This is a genomic window from Collimonas sp. (genome assembly GCF_039923675.1).
In the GTDB taxonomy this organism is placed as follows: Bacteria; Pseudomonadota; Gammaproteobacteria; order Burkholderiales; family Burkholderiaceae_D; genus Collimonas.
On the sequence record NZ_JBDTCG010000019.1, the window covers coordinates 57,534 to 72,788 of the forward strand.

The window sequence follows — 15,255 nt, forward strand, 5'->3', positions numbered from 1 at the left end:
GTTATCCTTGCGCTGCGGGGTTGGGTTCGACGCTTTGTGCAAGTCTACGACTATTCTTGGTCATCAGGAACACTACGTAGCCGCAGGCCAGGAAGGCGGCGAAAACACCGAAGATCAACAGATTGTAATAGATCATGGTAGCCATGCAGACGCAGGCGCCGGCCAGCGCAAACGCCGGGAACCAAGGATACAGCGGCGCACGGAACGGCCGCAGCATATCGGGCGCGCTACGGCGCAGGCGGAACAGGCTCAGCATGCTAATGATGTACATGGTGATGGCGCCGAATACCGACATGGTGACAATGTTGGCGGTCAAGGTCTGGCCGCCGAGGGTAATCAGTTGGTCGCTGTAGATGGCGGCAATGCCGATCACGCCGCCGGCCAGGATGGCCCGGTGCGGCGTGTTGAAGCGCGGATGGATCTTGGCGAAATAGCCGGGCAGGTAACCGTCCCGCGCCAGTGCGAAAATCTGCCGCGAGTAACCGAGGATGATGCCGTGGAAGGACGCGATCAAGCCGAACAGGCCCAGCCACACCAGCATGTGCAGCCAGTTGCTGTGTTCGCCGACAATCAGTTTCATGGCTTGCGGCAGCGGGTCGTTGATATTCGCCAGTTTGGTCCAGTCGCCGGCGCCGCCGGCAAACACCATGACGCCGATCGCCAGCAGCACCAGCGTGATGATGCCGGTGATGTAGGCGATCGGAATCGAGCGCTGCGGATCCTTGGCTTCCTCGGCCGCCATCGCCACCCCTTCGATCGCCAGGAAGAACCAGATGGCGAAGGGGATGGCGGCGAACATGCCGGGAATCGAGGCCAGGCTGAAATGATCCTGGCCGGACCAGCCGCCCTTGACGAAATGGGCGATGGAGAATCCGGGCGAGACCACGCCCATGAACACCAGCAGTTCGAAAATCGCCAGCACTGTCACGCAGAGCTCAAACATGGCGGCAATCTGCACGCCGACGATGTTCAGGGTCATGAACACCAGGTAGGCGCCGACTGCGGCAGTTTTCGGATCGAGCGAGGAAAACTGGACATTCAGATAGGCGCCGATGGCCAGGGCGATTGCCGGTGGCGCAAACACGAATTCGATCAAGGTGGCGGCGCCGGCGATGTAGCCGCCCAGCGGCCCGAAGGCTTTCTTGCTGTAGGCGAACGGGCCGCCGGCATGCGGGATCGAGGTAGTCAGTTCGGTGAAGCTGAAGATGAATGCGGTGTACATGGCGGCGATAAACAGCGCCGTTACCGTAAAGCCCAAGGTGCCTGCCGAGGCCCAGCCATAGCTCCAGCCAAAGTACTCGCCGGAAATCACCAGGCCGACCGCAATGCCCCATAGCTGGATCGTGCCTAGCGTCTGTTTCAGGGCAGGGACGCCGGATCCGTTTTTTGCATTCATGAGGTTTCTCCACGAGATTGATTCGGTTGCACGGAAATGAGAGAAAAACTATCGGGCTGCGCCAGCCGGCGACGCTCTACTTTGGTTCGGCGATGGCAGAAAACAGTGCATTGTGGCCGTCGAGGCTGGTGCAACGCTTGCGCCAGCCTTTTTCATGAATGCCTAAGTGCTTAAAAGCAAAATACGTGCCCTTGTGGTGCACAATGGATTGTCGGCCAGTCAGGCGACCGGCAGGCAAGGAGTGCATGAATCTTGTTTCAAGAAAACACTCTATGCGAAAGATTGGTAAATTAGTGAAATATGTGGGAGGGTGTGGGCAAGCATCGAAATAGCTTCCTTTCTGCGGTTCTGATTATTCGGGCTCAGGACACACTTCGACAGACAAACATCTTCAGGAAAATTTTCATGCAAAACAAGACAATTACGCTGGCCTTGCAAGGCGGCGGTTCCCACGGCGCGTTTACCTGGGGCGCCCTGGACCGCCTGCTGGAAGATCCGCGCATAGATATCGAAGGCATCAGCGGCGCCAGCGCCGGCGCCATGAATGCGGTGGTGATGAGCTACGGCCTGGCAATCGGCGGCCGCGATGGCGCGCGCCAGGCGCTGGCGGATTTCTGGGATAGCGTCAGCACCCGCGACCTGTACAGCTTCATGCGGCCGGATGCCTTGAGCGAAGCCGGGATTGCATCGCAGGCGACTTCATCGGCGCTGTTGAAACACATGTTTTCTGTCACCCGCATGTTCTCGCCTTATCAGCTGAATCCGTTTGATTTGAATCCACTGCGCGATATCCTCGGCAAGCAGATCGATTTCGATCGCTTGCGGGCAGAAGGCAAAGTCAAATTGTTTATCGCCGCGACCCAGGTCAGCACCGGCCGCCTGCGCATATTCCGCAATGACGACCTGACGCAAGACGCCTTGCTGGCGTCGGCTTGCCTGCCATCGATGCACCACGCGGTAGAGATTGACGGCGAAGCGTACTGGGATGGCGGCCTGACCGCCAATCCGCCGATTTTTCCCTTGCTGCATCTGTGTAATTCGCCCGATATCCTGGCGGTGCTGCTGCATCCGTTCCGGCGGCCGCTGACGCCCACCAGCACCGATGAAATCGGCCAGCGGCTGAGCGAGATCAGTTTCAGTTCGACCTTTTTTACCGAACTGGGCGGACTGGCGCTGGCCAGGCGCGAAACCGAAGTGGATCCGGAGGCGCGCGGACACATGCACGATCGCCTGATGGAGTTGCAAATCCATGTGATCGATTCCGATGCCTTGATGAGCCAGTTGAGCGTCTCCAGTAAACTGAATACCAAAGCGTCCTTCATTCATGCCTTGCGCGACGCCGGACGAACGCGGGCGGAGCACTGGCTGCAAGAGGAGTTTTCCGGCGCTGAGCTGCAATCCAATTTTGACCTCAGCCAATTTCTGGCTTAGTTCCTGACCTGGTTTCACGCTCATCTGCGATCTATTTAAGTTACCTGTCCATGCAAATGAAATTATCCCGTTCAGAATTCCTGCCCTTGCGCGGCATGCGCTATCACGTACGCCACTGGGGCCGCGCCGGCGCCCCGAAAATCTTCATGATGCATGGCTGGATGGACGTCTCCGCTTCGTTTCAGTTCGTGGTGGATTGCCTGCAGCGCGACTGGCATGTGATCGCGCCGGACTGGCGCGGCTTCGGCCTGACCGAAGGGCCGCCGGTCGACAGCTACTGGTTTCCCGATTACCTGGCGGACCTTGACGCCATCCTGCAGCACTATTCCGGAGACCAGCCGGTCAATCTGCTGGGCCACAGCATGGGCGGCTATGCGGTAGGCCTGTATGCAGGCACGCGGCCGCAACGGATCAAGGCGCTGATCAACCTCGAAGGTTTCGGCGGCGAACACTTGGCGGCCGACCTGGCGCCTGCGCGCTATGCCAAATGGCTGGATCAATTGATCGAATCGGCAGCCTTGCAGAGCTATCCGGACCTGGCGGCGGTGGCGGCGCGGCTGCAGAAAACCAATCCGCGTTTGAGCGACGTCCGGGCGGCGTTCCTGGCGCAGCATTGGTCGCGCCAGAACGATCTGGGGCGCTGGGAAATCCTGGCCGATCCGGCCCACAAGATCATCAATCCGGTGCTGCCGCGGGTGGACGAAATGCTGGCTTGCTGGCGCGCCACCACGGCGCCGGTGTTGTGCGTGGAGGCGGCAGAAACCAATATGTGGCAATGGATGGGCGGCAAGGAAGTGATGCGCGGCGAGATCGACAGCCGTATCGCCGTCCTGCCGCACGCCAGGACGGCGTTCATCCAGGAAGCCGGGCACATGTTGCATCACGACCAGCCGCAGGCGCTGGCGCAATTGATCGAGGATTTTCTGCAGGAATAAGGTGGCTTGACGGATTGTAGTCGCGGAGGGGAAATGTGCGTTCGCAGCATATGAGGCCCAAGGAGCGTACAATCTTGAGATCACAAGGCTTTTTAGCTGATCTTCAGCTGCTTTTCAGCGGTATCCCCTGTAGGACTAATGATGTTGAATGTTGATCTCCATTGCCACTCCAATGTTTCCGACGGCACGTTGACGCCGATGGCGGTAGCTGCACGCGCCAAGGCGAATGGCGTCGATATATGGGCCTTGACCGATCATGATGAAATCGACGGCATCGCCGAAGCACGAGCGGCGGCGGCGGCGCTTGATTTGCGGTATGTCGCCGGGGTCGAAATTTCAATCACCTGGGCCGGCCAGACCATCCATATCGTCGGTTTGCAAATCGACGAGACCAATCCGCAACTGGTACAGGGCCTGGTGGCAACCCGCGGCGGCCGCGAACGGCGCGCGCACGAAATGGCGGCGCAACTGGCGATGGTGGGAATTCCTGATGCCTTTGAAGGGGCCTTGAAGCATGTCGGCAATCCCGACCTGATATCGCGTACCCATTTTGCCCGTTATCTGGTGGAAATCGGCCGTTGCAAAGACACCAGCGAGGTATTCCGTCATTTTCTCACGGAAGGCCATCCGGGTTATGTGCCGCATCGCTGGGCCTCGCTGGAGCAGTCCGTGCAATGGATACGTGGCGCCGGCGGTGTTGCGGTGGTGGCGCATCCGGGGCGCTACAAGCTGAGCGATCTGGCCTTCGATGCCTTCTTCAGCGAATTCAAGCAATTGGGCGGGGCGGCCATCGAAGTCATGACCGGCAGCCATACGCCCGACCAGTATGGTTATTACGCCAAGGTTGCAGCCAACTACGGTTTTCTCGCTTCGCGCGGTTCCGATTTCCACAGCCCGACCGAATCGCGGGTCGATCTTGGCGCCTTGCCGCCTTTGCCTGATAGCGTTACCCCGATCTGGCATAACTGGTAAACCTCCCCCTGAAGTTTCCCGCTAGCCTGCTGTTTCAGACCGCATTGCTGCTGCGTCGCAGCATAGTTACTTCCTTTGCATGTCCATGATTCTGTACTACTCTGAAATGGAGTCTGTCGCAGTGTATTTGCAGTGGCTGTGCGCTGCTGCGGCGACGGCGTAGCAGGTTGTTTTGGTTTTTCAGGAGGTCATCATGGAACTTCACATGCATTCGCATCACATGGAGCATCGCCTGCCAGACTGGCCGGCGGCGGCAGTCTCCGGTTTTGCCGCCGGTGCGGTCGTGATGGTGCTGGAATTGCTCTGGTCATCCATCTTCATGGACACCAGCCCCTGGGCCACATCGCACATGATTGCCGCCATCGTGATGGGGCCGGATACGCTGCAAACAACCACCTTCAGCGTCGGCATAGTCGCCGTGGCGCTGGCCACCCACTATGTGCTGGGTATCGTCCTCGGGCTGATCCTGGCCACTATCATCGCGCCTTTCCACTTTGACTCCAGCGTCGGCATGATATTGCTGACCGGCGCTGTGTTCGGCCTGGTTGTCTATCTGTTCAATTTTTACGGCATGGTCCGCTTCTTTTCATGGTTTGCCGATATGCGGGGCTGGGCGACGCTGGCTGCGCATCTGATGTTCGGTATGTCGGCGGCGATCATCTACTGGAAGCTGGAACGGCCTTTAGGACAATAGCGGCGCACGCTCAAGCATCATTCGCCGTAGGTGCTGACGGATCAGGAATGGTTTCCTGATCCGTTCGCGTACCTATATGCGGAGATAAGACATCCGCAGCGTGATTGCTGTCGGTAGACGTTGCAGGCATTCAGAGAGTACTTCATCGCATTTGCATCACTTCCGCGGCGCCGTCCGCAGGAAAGAGGGTAGCTATGGCCATGGCAGTCGCACTCATCCTGATCGTTGTCGCCTCGGTGCTGTTTCATTTTCTCAGCCCGTGGTGGGCGACCCCGCTGGCATCGAACTGGCGGCAGATGGACGATACGCTGACCATCACCCTGGTCATCACCGGCATTTTCTTCGTTGTCATCAATCTGTTCATCGTCTATATCCTTCTGCGTTTTCGTCATCGGGAAGGCCGGCGCGCCGCCTATCAACCCGACAACCGCAAACTGGAACGCTGGCTGATCATCGGCACCAGCATCGCCATCATGGGTTTGCTGGCGCCGGGCCTGTTCGTGTATGCCGCCTATGTCACGGTGCCGGCGAATGCGGTCGATGTCGAAGTGGTGGGCCAGCAGTGGCAATGGCGCTTTCGCTACCCCGGCGCCAGCGGCAAGCTGGGCCGCTCCAGCATTGCGCTGATCAGCGCCGCCAATCCATTCGGCGTGGATCCCGCCGATCCGGCCGGCCAGGACAATATCCTGATCAATAACAACGAGCTGCATCTGCAGATCAACCAGCCGGTCAGGATGCTGCTGCGTTCGCTGGACGTGCTGCATGATTTCTACGCGCCGCCGTTCCGCGCCCGCATGAACATGGTGCCGGGCATGGTGACCTCGTTCTGGTTTACGCCGAACAAGCTCGGCCGCTATGAAGTGCTGTGCGCGCAATTGTGCGGCGTCGGCCATGCCGGCATGCGCGGCTACGTGGTGGTGGAAGACGCCGCCAGTTTCCAGAAATGGCTGAAGGCGCAGCCGACCTTCGCCCAGAGCATGGCGCCGCCGGCGGCCACTGCAATCGCCAGTGTTGATGGCGCTACACCGGCGGTTGCCGCCGGCGTAGCCCTGGTGGCGCAAGGTAAAACCCTGTCCGAATCGAAAGCCTGCGTCGCCTGCCATACGACAGACGGCACGCCGCGCGTCGGTCCCACCTGGAAAGGCTTGTACGGTAAAACCGAAACCATGGAAAGCGGCGCTACGGCCTTGGTGGATGACGCTTATCTCAAGGCTTTCATCCGTAATCCGCAAGCGCGGGTGGTGAAAGGTTTTGCGCCGATGATGCCGAAGATCGAGATGAGCGATGCCGAGCTGGAGGCGCTGGTGGCTTACATCAAATCGGTTGGCGCAGCGCCGGCAGCCGCACCGAAACAACAGGCGCAACAATAACGTCACCCGCTAACCAAGGAACGCCATGGCCTATAACGAAGACAGCGCACACTACGATCATGGTCCACAGGGCTTCTTTCGCAAATACGTCTGGAGCCAGGATCACAAGGTGATTGCGATCCAGTACGCCAGCGTCGCCATCCTGGCCGGCCTGGTGGGGGTCGGGCTGTCGAACCTGATGCGCTTGCAGCTCGGTTTTCCAGGCAAGTTTGCTTTCATCGATGCGGCACACTATTACCAGTTCATGACCATGCACGGCATGATCATGGTGATCTATCTGCTGACGGCGCTGTTCCTCGGCGGCTTCGGTAATTACCTGATCCCGCTGATGGTCGGTGCGCGCGACATGGTGTTTCCTTATCTGAACATGCTGAGTTTCTGGGTTTACCTGGTGTCGGTGATCGTGCTGATGGCGAGCTTCTTCGTGCCGGGCGGCCCGACCGGGGCCGGCTGGACGCTGTATCCGCCGCAGGCGATTTTACCCGGGACGCCGGGCTATGAATGGGGCATCATCCTGATGCTGGTGTCGCTGCTGATCTTTATCGTCGCCGCCACCATGGGCGGCCTGAACTATGTAACCACTGTGCTGCAAGCCCGCACCGAAGGCATGACCTTGCTGCGCATGCCACTCACGGTTTGGGGTATTTTCGTCGCCACCATCCTGGCCTTGCTGGCGTTCCCGGCGCTGTTCGTCAGCGGCGTGATGATGCTGCTCGACCGCACGCTCGGCACCAGTTTCTTCATGCCGGCGCTGGTGTCGATGGGGCAGGTCAGCAACTACAAGGGCGGCAGTCCTTTGCTGTTCCAGCATCTGTTCTGGTTTTTCGGCCATCCGGAGGTGTATATCGTGGCGTTGCCGGCGTTCGGCATCGTCTCCGACCTGATCAGCGTGCATGCGCGCAAAAGCATCTTCGGCTATCGCACCATGGTTTGGGCGATTCTGGCGATTGGCGTACTGAGCGTGGTGGTGTGGGCGCACCATATGTTCGTCAGCGGCATGAACCCTTACTTCGGTTTCTTCTTCGCCACCACCACCTTGATCATCGCCGTGCCTACCGCCATCAAGGTCTATAACTGGGTGCTGACCTTGTGGCATGGCGACATCCATTTGTCGGTGCCGATGCTGTTCGCGCTGGCGTTCATCAGCACCTTCCTGATCGGCGGCCTGACCGGCCTGTTCCTTGGCAATGTCAGCGTCGATATCCCGCTCTCCAATACCTATTTCGTGGTGGCGCATTTTCACATGGTGATGGGCGTGTCGCCGCTGCTGGTGGTGTTCGGCGGGATTTATCACTGGTACCCGAAAATAACCGGCCGCATGCTCAACGAAACCTTGGGGAAGCTGCATTTCTGGGTCACCTTTCTCGGCACCTATGCGATCTTTTTTCCGATGCATTACCTCGGCATACTCGGCATGCCGCGCCGCTACTACGCTTTTGAAGGCTACAAATTCATTCCGGAGTCGGCGCAAACCATGAACGCTTTCATTACCGTGGTTGCCCTGATCGTGGCGACGGTGCAGCTGACCTTCATCTTCAATCTGGTGTGGAGCGTGTTTCGCGGCAAGCGCGCCGTCGCCAATCCATGGCGTGCGGCGTCGCTGGAATGGCAGACGCCCGAAACGCCACCCAGCCACGGCAACTGGGGAGCGCATTTGCCGGTGGTGTACCGCGGCGCCTACACGTATAGCGTGCCTGGAGCACAAGAAGATTTCATCGCGCAAAACGCGCCGCCGGTGCCGGGGGATGCCGAGTCGCGGCTGCCGGCCGACAAGGAGGTTCTCGCATGAATTACGCCGCTATCATGAAATCTTCCGGCGGAGCCTTTGGCAAGCCAGCTGCCGACAATCCGCTCGAGCGCCGTTATGCCGCGATCAGTGTCGCCCTATGGTTATTCATGGCCGTGGCGACGGCACTGTTCTTGTTATTCATCGCCGCTTACATCATGCGCATGGACGCCGCTGACTGGTCGCCGCTGGCGATGCCCTGGCAGCTCTGGCTGAGCACGTCGATCCTGGTCATCGCCAGTATTTTCCTGCAGCTTGCCGTCGCTGCGGCCAACGTGCGCCAGATGGAACGCGCTCACACTTTATTATTGGTTGCCGGCTTCTGGAGCATCGCTTTCCTGGGTGCGCAGTGGTGGGGATGGCAGGCGCTGCAGGCTATCCATGTGACGGCCAACGGCAATCCGGCGGGCAGTTTCTTTTATCTGCTGACCGCCATGCACGGCCTGCATGTGGCGGGCGGCCTGGTTGGCTGGGGCATGGCGGCAGCCGGCTCCTGGCGCCAGGAGCCGCGCCGGCTGGCCTGGCGGATTCGTTTATGCGCCCGCTACTGGCATTTTTTGCTGGTGGTCTGGCTGTTGCTGTTTGCCGTACTGGGCTGGCTGACGCCGGACTTTGTGCGTATGGTCTGCGGTACGCGCTGAGCAGGCCCTAGGAGGATGTATGAGCATAGCAACTTCGCCGACGCCCGCAACAACGCCGGATGCCGCGCCAGCCGGCGACGGCCGCTTGCGGCAGCTGGTGGCGGACTGGTCTTCGGACCGGCAGGCGTTCCAGGTATCGTGGGGCAAGGCGATGATGTGGATCTTCCTGTTGTCGGATACCTTCATCTTCAGCTGCTTCCTGACCGGTTACATGACGGTGCGCATTTCCAGCACCATTCCCTGGCCCAATCCGAGCTTGGTGTTCAGCTTGAAAATCGGTGGCGTCGAGGTGCCTTTGCTGCTGATTGCGATCATGACTTTCGTGCTGATCAGCAGCAGCGGGACAATGGCGATGGCGGTCAATTTCGCCTATCGCCGCGAGCGCGTGCGCGCCGCCATCCTGATGTTTGTCACTGCCGGCTTCGGCGTCTGTTTCGTCAGCATGCAAGTGTTCGAATGGAGTAAGCTGATCTTGCAGGAAGGCGTGCGGCCCTGGGGCAACCCGATGGGCGCGCCGCAATTCGGCTCGACTTTTTTCATGATCACCGGCTTCCATGGCCTGCATGTGAGCGCAGGCGTAATCTATCTGGTGATTGTGGCGGTACGCTTGCTGAAAGGTCGTTACGATAGTGTCGACACGGCTAGCGGCAAGCCTGCCGGCAACTACCAGATCGTTGAAATCGCCGGCTTGTACTGGCACTTCGTCGACCTGGTCTGGGTTTTCATTTTTGCCTTGTTCTATCTCTGGTAGGTGCGCTCATGACTTCCGCCACAGGACAACAACATCCGATCAGTCTCTATTTCAAGATATGGGGCTTGCTGTTTGTGCTCAGCACGCTTTCCTACCTGGTCGACTACTTCAATTTTCACAGCTATCTGCGCTGGACCTTGATCCTGGTGCTGATGCTGATGAAGGCGGGATTGATCGTCGCCTTCTTCATGCACATGGCATGGGAACGGCTGGCGCTGGTGTTCGCCATCCTGATACCGCCTTTGTGCCTGCTGGTGCTGGTGGGGTTGATGGCGACCGAAGCCGACTACACCTTCCTGACCAGGCTTGCGTTCTTCCGCTGACGCCGGCGATTTGCGCATTTCAGCTCTCACATTACAGCTTTATATAGAAGCGCCGCCTGTCCATCGCATAGACGATCAGCCACCACACGGCGACAAAGACCACGGCGAACGCCAGCGATGCAACCTGCGGCCCGGCCAGCGGCGTGATCCAGCCCGCGAACAAACGCTGATAAATAGGTTCCTGCCAACCCAGGCCTGGCAACAGGATTTGCATCAGTTCGGAACCGGCATAGGCAGCCACGGCGTTGACGCCGAAGCGTCGCCCGATCGCGGGCCAGCCGCGCTGGTCGATCAGCCGGTGAAACAGCAGCATCGCCAATGTCGCCCAGCCGGCGCACCAGAGCACGAAGGATGGCGTCCAGAGGTTCTTGTTGAATGGCAGCGCCAATGACCACAACGCACCCAGCGCCAGCGCAGCGATGCCAGCGATAAATAGCGGTTTCAATCTGTCTTGGCGCAACCAGCGGCCGGCGCACAGGCCTAGCAAGCAGGTCGCCAGTGATGGCAGCGTGCCCAGCAAGCCCTCCGGATCGTGACCGTGGCCGCTGGCCGGATCGATCTGGTAAACCAGCGGACCGAACAGCGCGCTATCGCTGCGGCTGACCGGGTTGACCCACGGTTCCAGCGAACCGCCAAGCAGCAGCAAACCCCAATAACCGAGCAGGATGGCGGCGATGGCTGTCCATTGGGCGCGCGGCTTGGTATAGATAGAGAACAGCGCGGTAGCGGCAAAGCACAGGCCGATGCGTTGCAGGACACCCGGCAAGCGCAGATGCACTCCCGGCATGATCTGCCAGGCCAGCACGTTGATCAGCAATCCAAGCGCGACGATGCGCAGCGCCCGCATCAGTGCGGCGCGGGTCAATGCCGATGAATTCATGCCTGGCGCCACGCGCGGCTCGATGCCGAGGGCGGTTGAGACGCCGACCATGAACAGGAAAAACGGAAACACCAGGTCGGTCGGCGTACAGCCATGCCATGCGGAATGCTCCAGCGGCGCATAGACATGGCCCCAGTCGCCGGGATCGTTAACCAGCAGCATAGCGGCGACGGTGCAGCCGCGTAGTGCGTCAACCGCCGCGAGGCGGCGCGTCATGGCTGGGGCCGCGGCGGCGTGAAAGGCGCGGTGAATGATAGAAGGCGGCTCAATTGACGAAGTCTCCAAAAGATTTTTCATGGCAAAGATAGCAGAATTTAAGTTTCTCAAAGACAATTAATTGAATTTAAGAATATTCTTAAGCCAGTAATCCCCAGGCAATCAATCCCGACAGGATCAGAAACGGAAACGAATACAGATGGAAGCGCAGCCACAGATGCCGCTCCGGCGCCATGCGCAGGGCGATGATGTTGGCCAGCGAGCCGATCGCCAGGCCGAAGCCGCCGGCGTTGACGCCGTAGGCAATCACCTTGTAGGCCTCGGAGTAGTTGACCAGCAGGATGGTGGCCGGCACATTGCTGATCACTTGCGAGCCGAGCAGGGCCGACAGGAACAGTTCGGGATGTGAAAAATGCGGAATCGCGCTGACTCGGCTTTGGATGAAATCCAGTTGCGTCAGCAGGCGGATGTCGATGAACATCAGGATGAACACCAGGATCAGGCTCCAATCGACTTTGGCGATCACGTCGCGGAAAAACAGCGCCGCCGCAATTGTCACACCGAGCAGGCCCCAGCCGGGGTGGCCGAATTCCACCGACGCCAGGAAGACGATGTAAAGCAGGCAGCAAGTGCGCAGCAGGCTGGTCTTGTAGCAGGCCGGATTGCCCTCTATCTCTGCATGTATGGCTTTATTAGGAAAGCACAGCCAGGTCGCCAGCAGCAGGATCAGAAACACCGCCAGCGCCAACGGCGCCATTTGCCAGGTGAAGCCGGCAAAGGATAAATGCGAACGCTGCCACAGCAGGATGTTTTGCGGATTGCCGATCGGCGTCAGCAAGGAGCCGGCATTCACCGCCAGCGCTTCGAAGATCACCATGCGGCCGATCGGCAAGCCGCCGATATTGGCCAGGCCGACGGTCAGCGGCACTACGATGAACAGAGCGATGTCGTTGGTCAGGATGGTCGACAGCAGCGCCGATGCGCTCACCAGAAACAGGGCCAGCGCGCGTTGCCGGCCGAGATGGTTGATGATCATCCGGCCCAGGTGCTCAAGATAGCCGCTGACTTCGATGCCCTTGGTCAGCAGCAGCATGCCGGCGAGGGTGGCGATGGTGTTCCAGTCGACCCAGGCCGGGTAGTCGGCAAGCGGGCGGGGCGCTAAAAATGAGAGCAGAATAGCCACGATCAATAGCGCATGCATCAGACGATCATGCAGGAACGGCTGGCAGATTTTCTGGAAGAATGAAGTCGGGCGGCTTGGTTTTATTGTGTCAGGCATGAATATTGTTGAATTGCTCTGTTTTTCGGCAAGGGCAGTCTGGCATAATTGCCATCCACGCTCTTACGCTCTTGAAATTTGCGTCAGCGACCTTATTTTAAAGACACTTCTTTCCCAATTTGGAGTTTTCCACATGAAACGTATTTTTCTGTTCCTCGCTACCAACATCGCAGTGATGCTCGTGATGAGCATCGTGCTGTCGTTGCTGGGCGTGAACCGTTTCCTGACCAGCAATGGCCTCAACCTGCCGATGCTGATGGTGTTTTCGCTGGTGGTCGGCTTCACCGGGTCGATCTTTTCCCTGTTGATCAGCAAACAAATGGCCAAATGGTCGACCGGCGCCCGGGTGATTACGACGCCTTCCAATTCGACCGAGCTGTGGCTGGTGGATACGGTGGGTAAACTGGCGCAGCGCGCCGGCATCGGCATGCCCGAGGTGGCAGTGTATCAGGGCGATGCCAATGCGTTCGCTACCGGCGCTTTCAAGAACTCCGCGCTGGTCGCGGTATCGACCGGTTTGCTGGAAAGCATGACCAAGGAAGAAGTGGAAGCGGTACTGGGTCATGAAATCGCCCATATCGCCAATGGCGACATGGTGACCATGGCCTTGATCCAGGGCGTGGTGAACACCTTTGTGGTGTTCCTCTCGCGCATCATCGGTTATGCTGTCGACCGCGCCTTGTCGCGTGGAAACAATGATGGGCCGGGTATCGGCTACATGGCGACGGTGCTGGTATCGCAGATTGTGCTGGGAATAGGCGCATCGATGATCGTTGCCTGGTTCTCGCGCCATCGCGAATTCCGCGCCGACGCCGGTTCCGCCAAGCTGCTGGGCAGCGCGCTGCCGATGCAAAAGGCGCTGGTGCGTTTGGGCGGCATTGAGCCTGCGACCCTGCCGGAATCGATGGCCGCGCTGGGCATTAACGACAAACCGGGCTGGAGCGCATTGTTTTCCAGCCATCCGCCGATCGAACAACGCATTGCAGCTTTGCGTAATCCGCAAGTCACTGCTCTGTAATTTTTTGAATTTGGCGGCGCTAGCCTCAGGGCTAGCGCCGTTTTTCATTTTTAAAGTCAAACAGCCATGAGTCAGTTTTTCCAGATCCATCCAGACAATCCGCAACTGCGGCTGATCAAGCAAGCGGTGCAAATCATCCAGGCCGGCGGCATCGTCGCGCTGCCGACGGACTGTTGCTACGCGCTGGTGTGCCAGCTGGATAACAAGGATGCGGTTGAGCGCGTGCGGCGGATTCGCGGCGTCGACGATAAGCACCATCTGACCATGCTGTGCCGCGACCTGAGCGAAATTTCGTTATACGCCAAGGTCGACAATCGCCAGTTCCGCTTACTGAAAAGCGCGACGCCGGGAGCTTTCACTTTCATTCTTGAAGCGACCAAGGAAGTGCCGCGGCGCTTGAGCCATCCGGCGCGCAAGACCATCGGCCTGCGGGTGCCGCAGCACAGCATCGTCCACGCCGTGCTGGAAGAGCTGGGCCAGCCGCTGATCGGCACCACCTTGATTCTGCCTGGCACTGACGAAGCCTTGACCGATCCGGAAGAGGTGCGCGACCAGCTGGAAAAGCAGATCGAACTGGTGATCGACGGTGGCGCCTGCAGTCTGGAGCCGACTACCGTGATCGATCTCACCGGCGATGAGCCGCAACTGATACGCCAGGGACGCGGCGACGCCAGCCTGTTTGGTTTGTGAGCGTTGCGGTGAGGGTGCGGCCAGCGATTGCGCTGGTCCATGCCCGCATTGTCTTTTTGAAATTTCCCGTGTTTATATAGTTCAATCGCCAATTTTGCCGATTGCCGCCTGGCGCGATGGCTTGCCTTCTACATTTGACAGGCACGACAGCCGCGCCCCTCTGATAGAATCCCGTCCATGAACGATCTTATCCAAACCGTCGCAGTGTATGCCTTGCCCGTGCTGTTTGCCATCACCCTACATGAAGCCGCGCATGCCTATGCCGCCAAGTATTTCGGCGATTCCACCGCCTACATGCTGGGCCGCATGAGCCTCAACCCGATCAAGCACATCGATCCGTTCGGGACGATCCTGATTCCGATACTGTTGTATTTTTCGACCGGCGGCGCCTTCCTGTTCGGTTACGCCAAGCCGGTGCCGATCAATTTTGGCCAGCTCCGCAAGCCCAAGCGCGACATGGCGTGGGTAGCGCTGGCGGGACCGGCGGCGAATTTCCTGATGGCGCTGATCTGGCTGCTGGTACTGATCGGCGTGGCAGCGTTCCAGGTGCAGGAAGATTTCTTTGCACTGATGGCGCGCGCCGGCATCCTCACCAACCTGGTGATGTTCGCCTTCAATCTGTTTCCGATTCCGCCACTCGACGGTGGTCGCATCTTGACCAGTTTGTTACCGAACAAGTACGCCTATCAATTTGCAAAGATCGAGCCCTACGGTTTCTTTATCGTGATGGCGCTGGTGCTGCTGAAGGTCTTGTATTTCTGGATGACGCCGGTAATGATGGTTGCCCAGACCGTGCTGCAATGGATAGTGAAGCCGCTGCTATTGTTGTTAAATTGAATTCGACTCCATTTTCTTCTGATCGTTAATACTGAC

Annotated in this window: 15 protein-coding genes; 12 read left to right on the top strand and 3 right to left on the bottom strand. The window is 58.9% G+C overall.

Features of this window, described 5'->3' with window-relative positions:
- Position 1: 1 nt before the first annotated feature.
- Entirely contained in the window at positions 2-1,396 is a 1,395-nt protein-coding gene (gene eat / locus ABI171_RS05320; RefSeq protein WP_348091572.1) for an ethanolamine permease, read from the bottom strand.
- 405 nt (positions 1,397-1,801) lie between these two features.
- Between eat and ABI171_RS05325 the strand changes: the two genes are divergently transcribed.
- The 9 genes from ABI171_RS05325 (at position 1,802) to ABI171_RS05365 (ending at position 10,299) form a co-directional block, all read left to right on the top strand.
- Positions 1,802-2,827, top strand: coding sequence for a patatin-like phospholipase family protein (locus ABI171_RS05325; RefSeq protein WP_348091573.1), 1,026 nt, complete (start codon positions 1,802-1,804; stop codon positions 2,825-2,827).
- Between the two features lie 56 nt (positions 2,828-2,883).
- Positions 2,884-3,762: an alpha/beta hydrolase gene (locus tag ABI171_RS05330; RefSeq protein ID WP_348091676.1), complete on the top strand. Its 879-nt coding sequence runs from the start codon at positions 2,884-2,886 to the stop codon at positions 3,760-3,762.
- A gap of 141 nt (positions 3,763-3,903) precedes the next feature.
- Complete coding sequence (locus ABI171_RS05335) at positions 3,904-4,734, top strand: 3',5'-nucleoside bisphosphate phosphatase (RefSeq protein ID WP_348091574.1); 831 nt, start codon at positions 3,904-3,906, stop codon at positions 4,732-4,734.
- 193 nt (positions 4,735-4,927) lie between these two features.
- Positions 4,928-5,428 carry a hypothetical protein gene (locus ABI171_RS05340; protein WP_348091575.1) on the top strand — a complete coding sequence of 167 codons (501 nt, stop codon included), beginning with the start codon at positions 4,928-4,930 and terminating at the stop codon, positions 5,426-5,428.
- A gap of 194 nt (positions 5,429-5,622) precedes the next feature.
- Positions 5,623-6,798: a c-type cytochrome gene (locus tag ABI171_RS05345; RefSeq protein WP_348091576.1), complete on the top strand. Its 1,176-nt coding sequence runs from the start codon at positions 5,623-5,625 to the stop codon at positions 6,796-6,798.
- Positions 6,799-6,823: 25 nt separating this feature from the next.
- Positions 6,824-8,587 carry a cbb3-type cytochrome c oxidase subunit I gene (locus ABI171_RS05350; protein ID WP_348091577.1) on the top strand — a complete coding sequence of 588 codons (1,764 nt, stop codon included), beginning with the start codon at positions 6,824-6,826 and terminating at the stop codon, positions 8,585-8,587.
- Entirely contained in the window at positions 8,584-9,225 is a 642-nt protein-coding gene (locus tag ABI171_RS05355) for a cytochrome c oxidase subunit 3 (RefSeq protein WP_348091578.1), read from the top strand. Before ABI171_RS05350 ends, ABI171_RS05355 begins: the two co-directional genes overlap by 4 nt.
- Before the next feature lie 19 nt (positions 9,226-9,244).
- Positions 9,245-9,976 carry a heme-copper oxidase subunit III family protein gene (locus tag ABI171_RS05360; RefSeq protein ID WP_348091579.1) on the top strand — a complete coding sequence of 244 codons (732 nt, stop codon included), beginning with the start codon at positions 9,245-9,247 and terminating at the stop codon, positions 9,974-9,976.
- A gap of 8 nt (positions 9,977-9,984) precedes the next feature.
- Complete coding sequence (locus ABI171_RS05365; RefSeq protein ID WP_348091580.1) at positions 9,985-10,299, top strand: cytochrome C oxidase subunit IV family protein; 315 nt, start codon at positions 9,985-9,987, stop codon at positions 10,297-10,299.
- Positions 10,300-10,330: 31 nt separating this feature from the next.
- Here ABI171_RS05365 and ABI171_RS05370 read toward each other — a convergent pair whose 3' ends face one another.
- The gene (locus ABI171_RS05370; protein WP_348091581.1) at positions 10,331-11,395 is read right to left on the bottom strand and encodes a heparan-alpha-glucosaminide N-acetyltransferase domain-containing protein; all 1,065 of its coding nucleotides are present in this window, start codon (positions 11,393-11,395) and stop codon (positions 10,331-10,333) included.
- 139 nt (positions 11,396-11,534) lie between these two features.
- Positions 11,535-12,674 carry an SLC13 family permease gene (locus tag ABI171_RS05375; protein ID WP_348091582.1) on the bottom strand — a complete coding sequence of 380 codons (1,140 nt, stop codon included), beginning with the start codon at positions 12,672-12,674 and terminating at the stop codon, positions 11,535-11,537.
- Positions 12,675-12,807: 133 nt separating this feature from the next.
- On the opposite strand from ABI171_RS05375, the gene htpX reads away from it, so the two are divergent.
- From htpX to ABI171_RS05390, 3 genes are all read left to right on the top strand, one after another.
- A complete protein-coding gene (htpX, locus tag ABI171_RS05380; RefSeq protein WP_348091583.1) occupies positions 12,808-13,692 on the top strand; it encodes a protease HtpX in 885 nt (294 codons plus the stop codon).
- Positions 13,693-13,758: 66 nt separating this feature from the next.
- Positions 13,759-14,382, top strand: coding sequence for an L-threonylcarbamoyladenylate synthase (locus ABI171_RS05385; protein WP_348091584.1), 624 nt, complete (start codon positions 13,759-13,761; stop codon positions 14,380-14,382).
- Between the two features lie 177 nt (positions 14,383-14,559).
- Entirely contained in the window at positions 14,560-15,219 is a 660-nt protein-coding gene (locus ABI171_RS05390) for a site-2 protease family protein (RefSeq protein ID WP_348091585.1), read from the top strand.
- The last annotated feature ends 36 nt before the right edge of the window (positions 15,220-15,255 follow it).

Coding starts and splice junctions, on each gene's coding strand:
- eat (WP_348091572.1), bottom strand. CDS start 1,396: ATGAATGCAAAAAACGGATCCGGCGTCCCTGCCCTGAAACAGACGCTA.
- ABI171_RS05325 (WP_348091573.1), top strand. CDS start 1,802: ATGCAAAACAAGACAATTACGCTGGCCTTGCAAGGCGGCGGTTCCCAC.
- ABI171_RS05330 (WP_348091676.1), top strand. CDS start 2,884: ATGAAATTATCCCGTTCAGAATTCCTGCCCTTGCGCGGCATGCGCTAT.
- ABI171_RS05335 (WP_348091574.1), top strand. CDS start 3,904: ATGTTGAATGTTGATCTCCATTGCCACTCCAATGTTTCCGACGGCACG.
- ABI171_RS05340 (WP_348091575.1), top strand. CDS start 4,928: ATGGAACTTCACATGCATTCGCATCACATGGAGCATCGCCTGCCAGAC.
- ABI171_RS05345 (WP_348091576.1), top strand. CDS start 5,623: ATGGCCATGGCAGTCGCACTCATCCTGATCGTTGTCGCCTCGGTGCTG.
- ABI171_RS05350 (WP_348091577.1), top strand. CDS start 6,824: ATGGCCTATAACGAAGACAGCGCACACTACGATCATGGTCCACAGGGC.
- ABI171_RS05355 (WP_348091578.1), top strand. CDS start 8,584: ATGAATTACGCCGCTATCATGAAATCTTCCGGCGGAGCCTTTGGCAAG.
- ABI171_RS05360 (WP_348091579.1), top strand. CDS start 9,245: ATGAGCATAGCAACTTCGCCGACGCCCGCAACAACGCCGGATGCCGCG.
- ABI171_RS05365 (WP_348091580.1), top strand. CDS start 9,985: ATGACTTCCGCCACAGGACAACAACATCCGATCAGTCTCTATTTCAAG.
- ABI171_RS05370 (WP_348091581.1), bottom strand. CDS start 11,395: ATGACGCGCCGCCTCGCGGCGGTTGACGCACTACGCGGCTGCACCGTC.
- ABI171_RS05375 (WP_348091582.1), bottom strand. CDS start 12,674: ATGCCTGACACAATAAAACCAAGCCGCCCGACTTCATTCTTCCAGAAA.
- htpX (WP_348091583.1), top strand. CDS start 12,808: ATGAAACGTATTTTTCTGTTCCTCGCTACCAACATCGCAGTGATGCTC.
- ABI171_RS05385 (WP_348091584.1), top strand. CDS start 13,759: ATGAGTCAGTTTTTCCAGATCCATCCAGACAATCCGCAACTGCGGCTG.
- ABI171_RS05390 (WP_348091585.1), top strand. CDS start 14,560: ATGAACGATCTTATCCAAACCGTCGCAGTGTATGCCTTGCCCGTGCTG.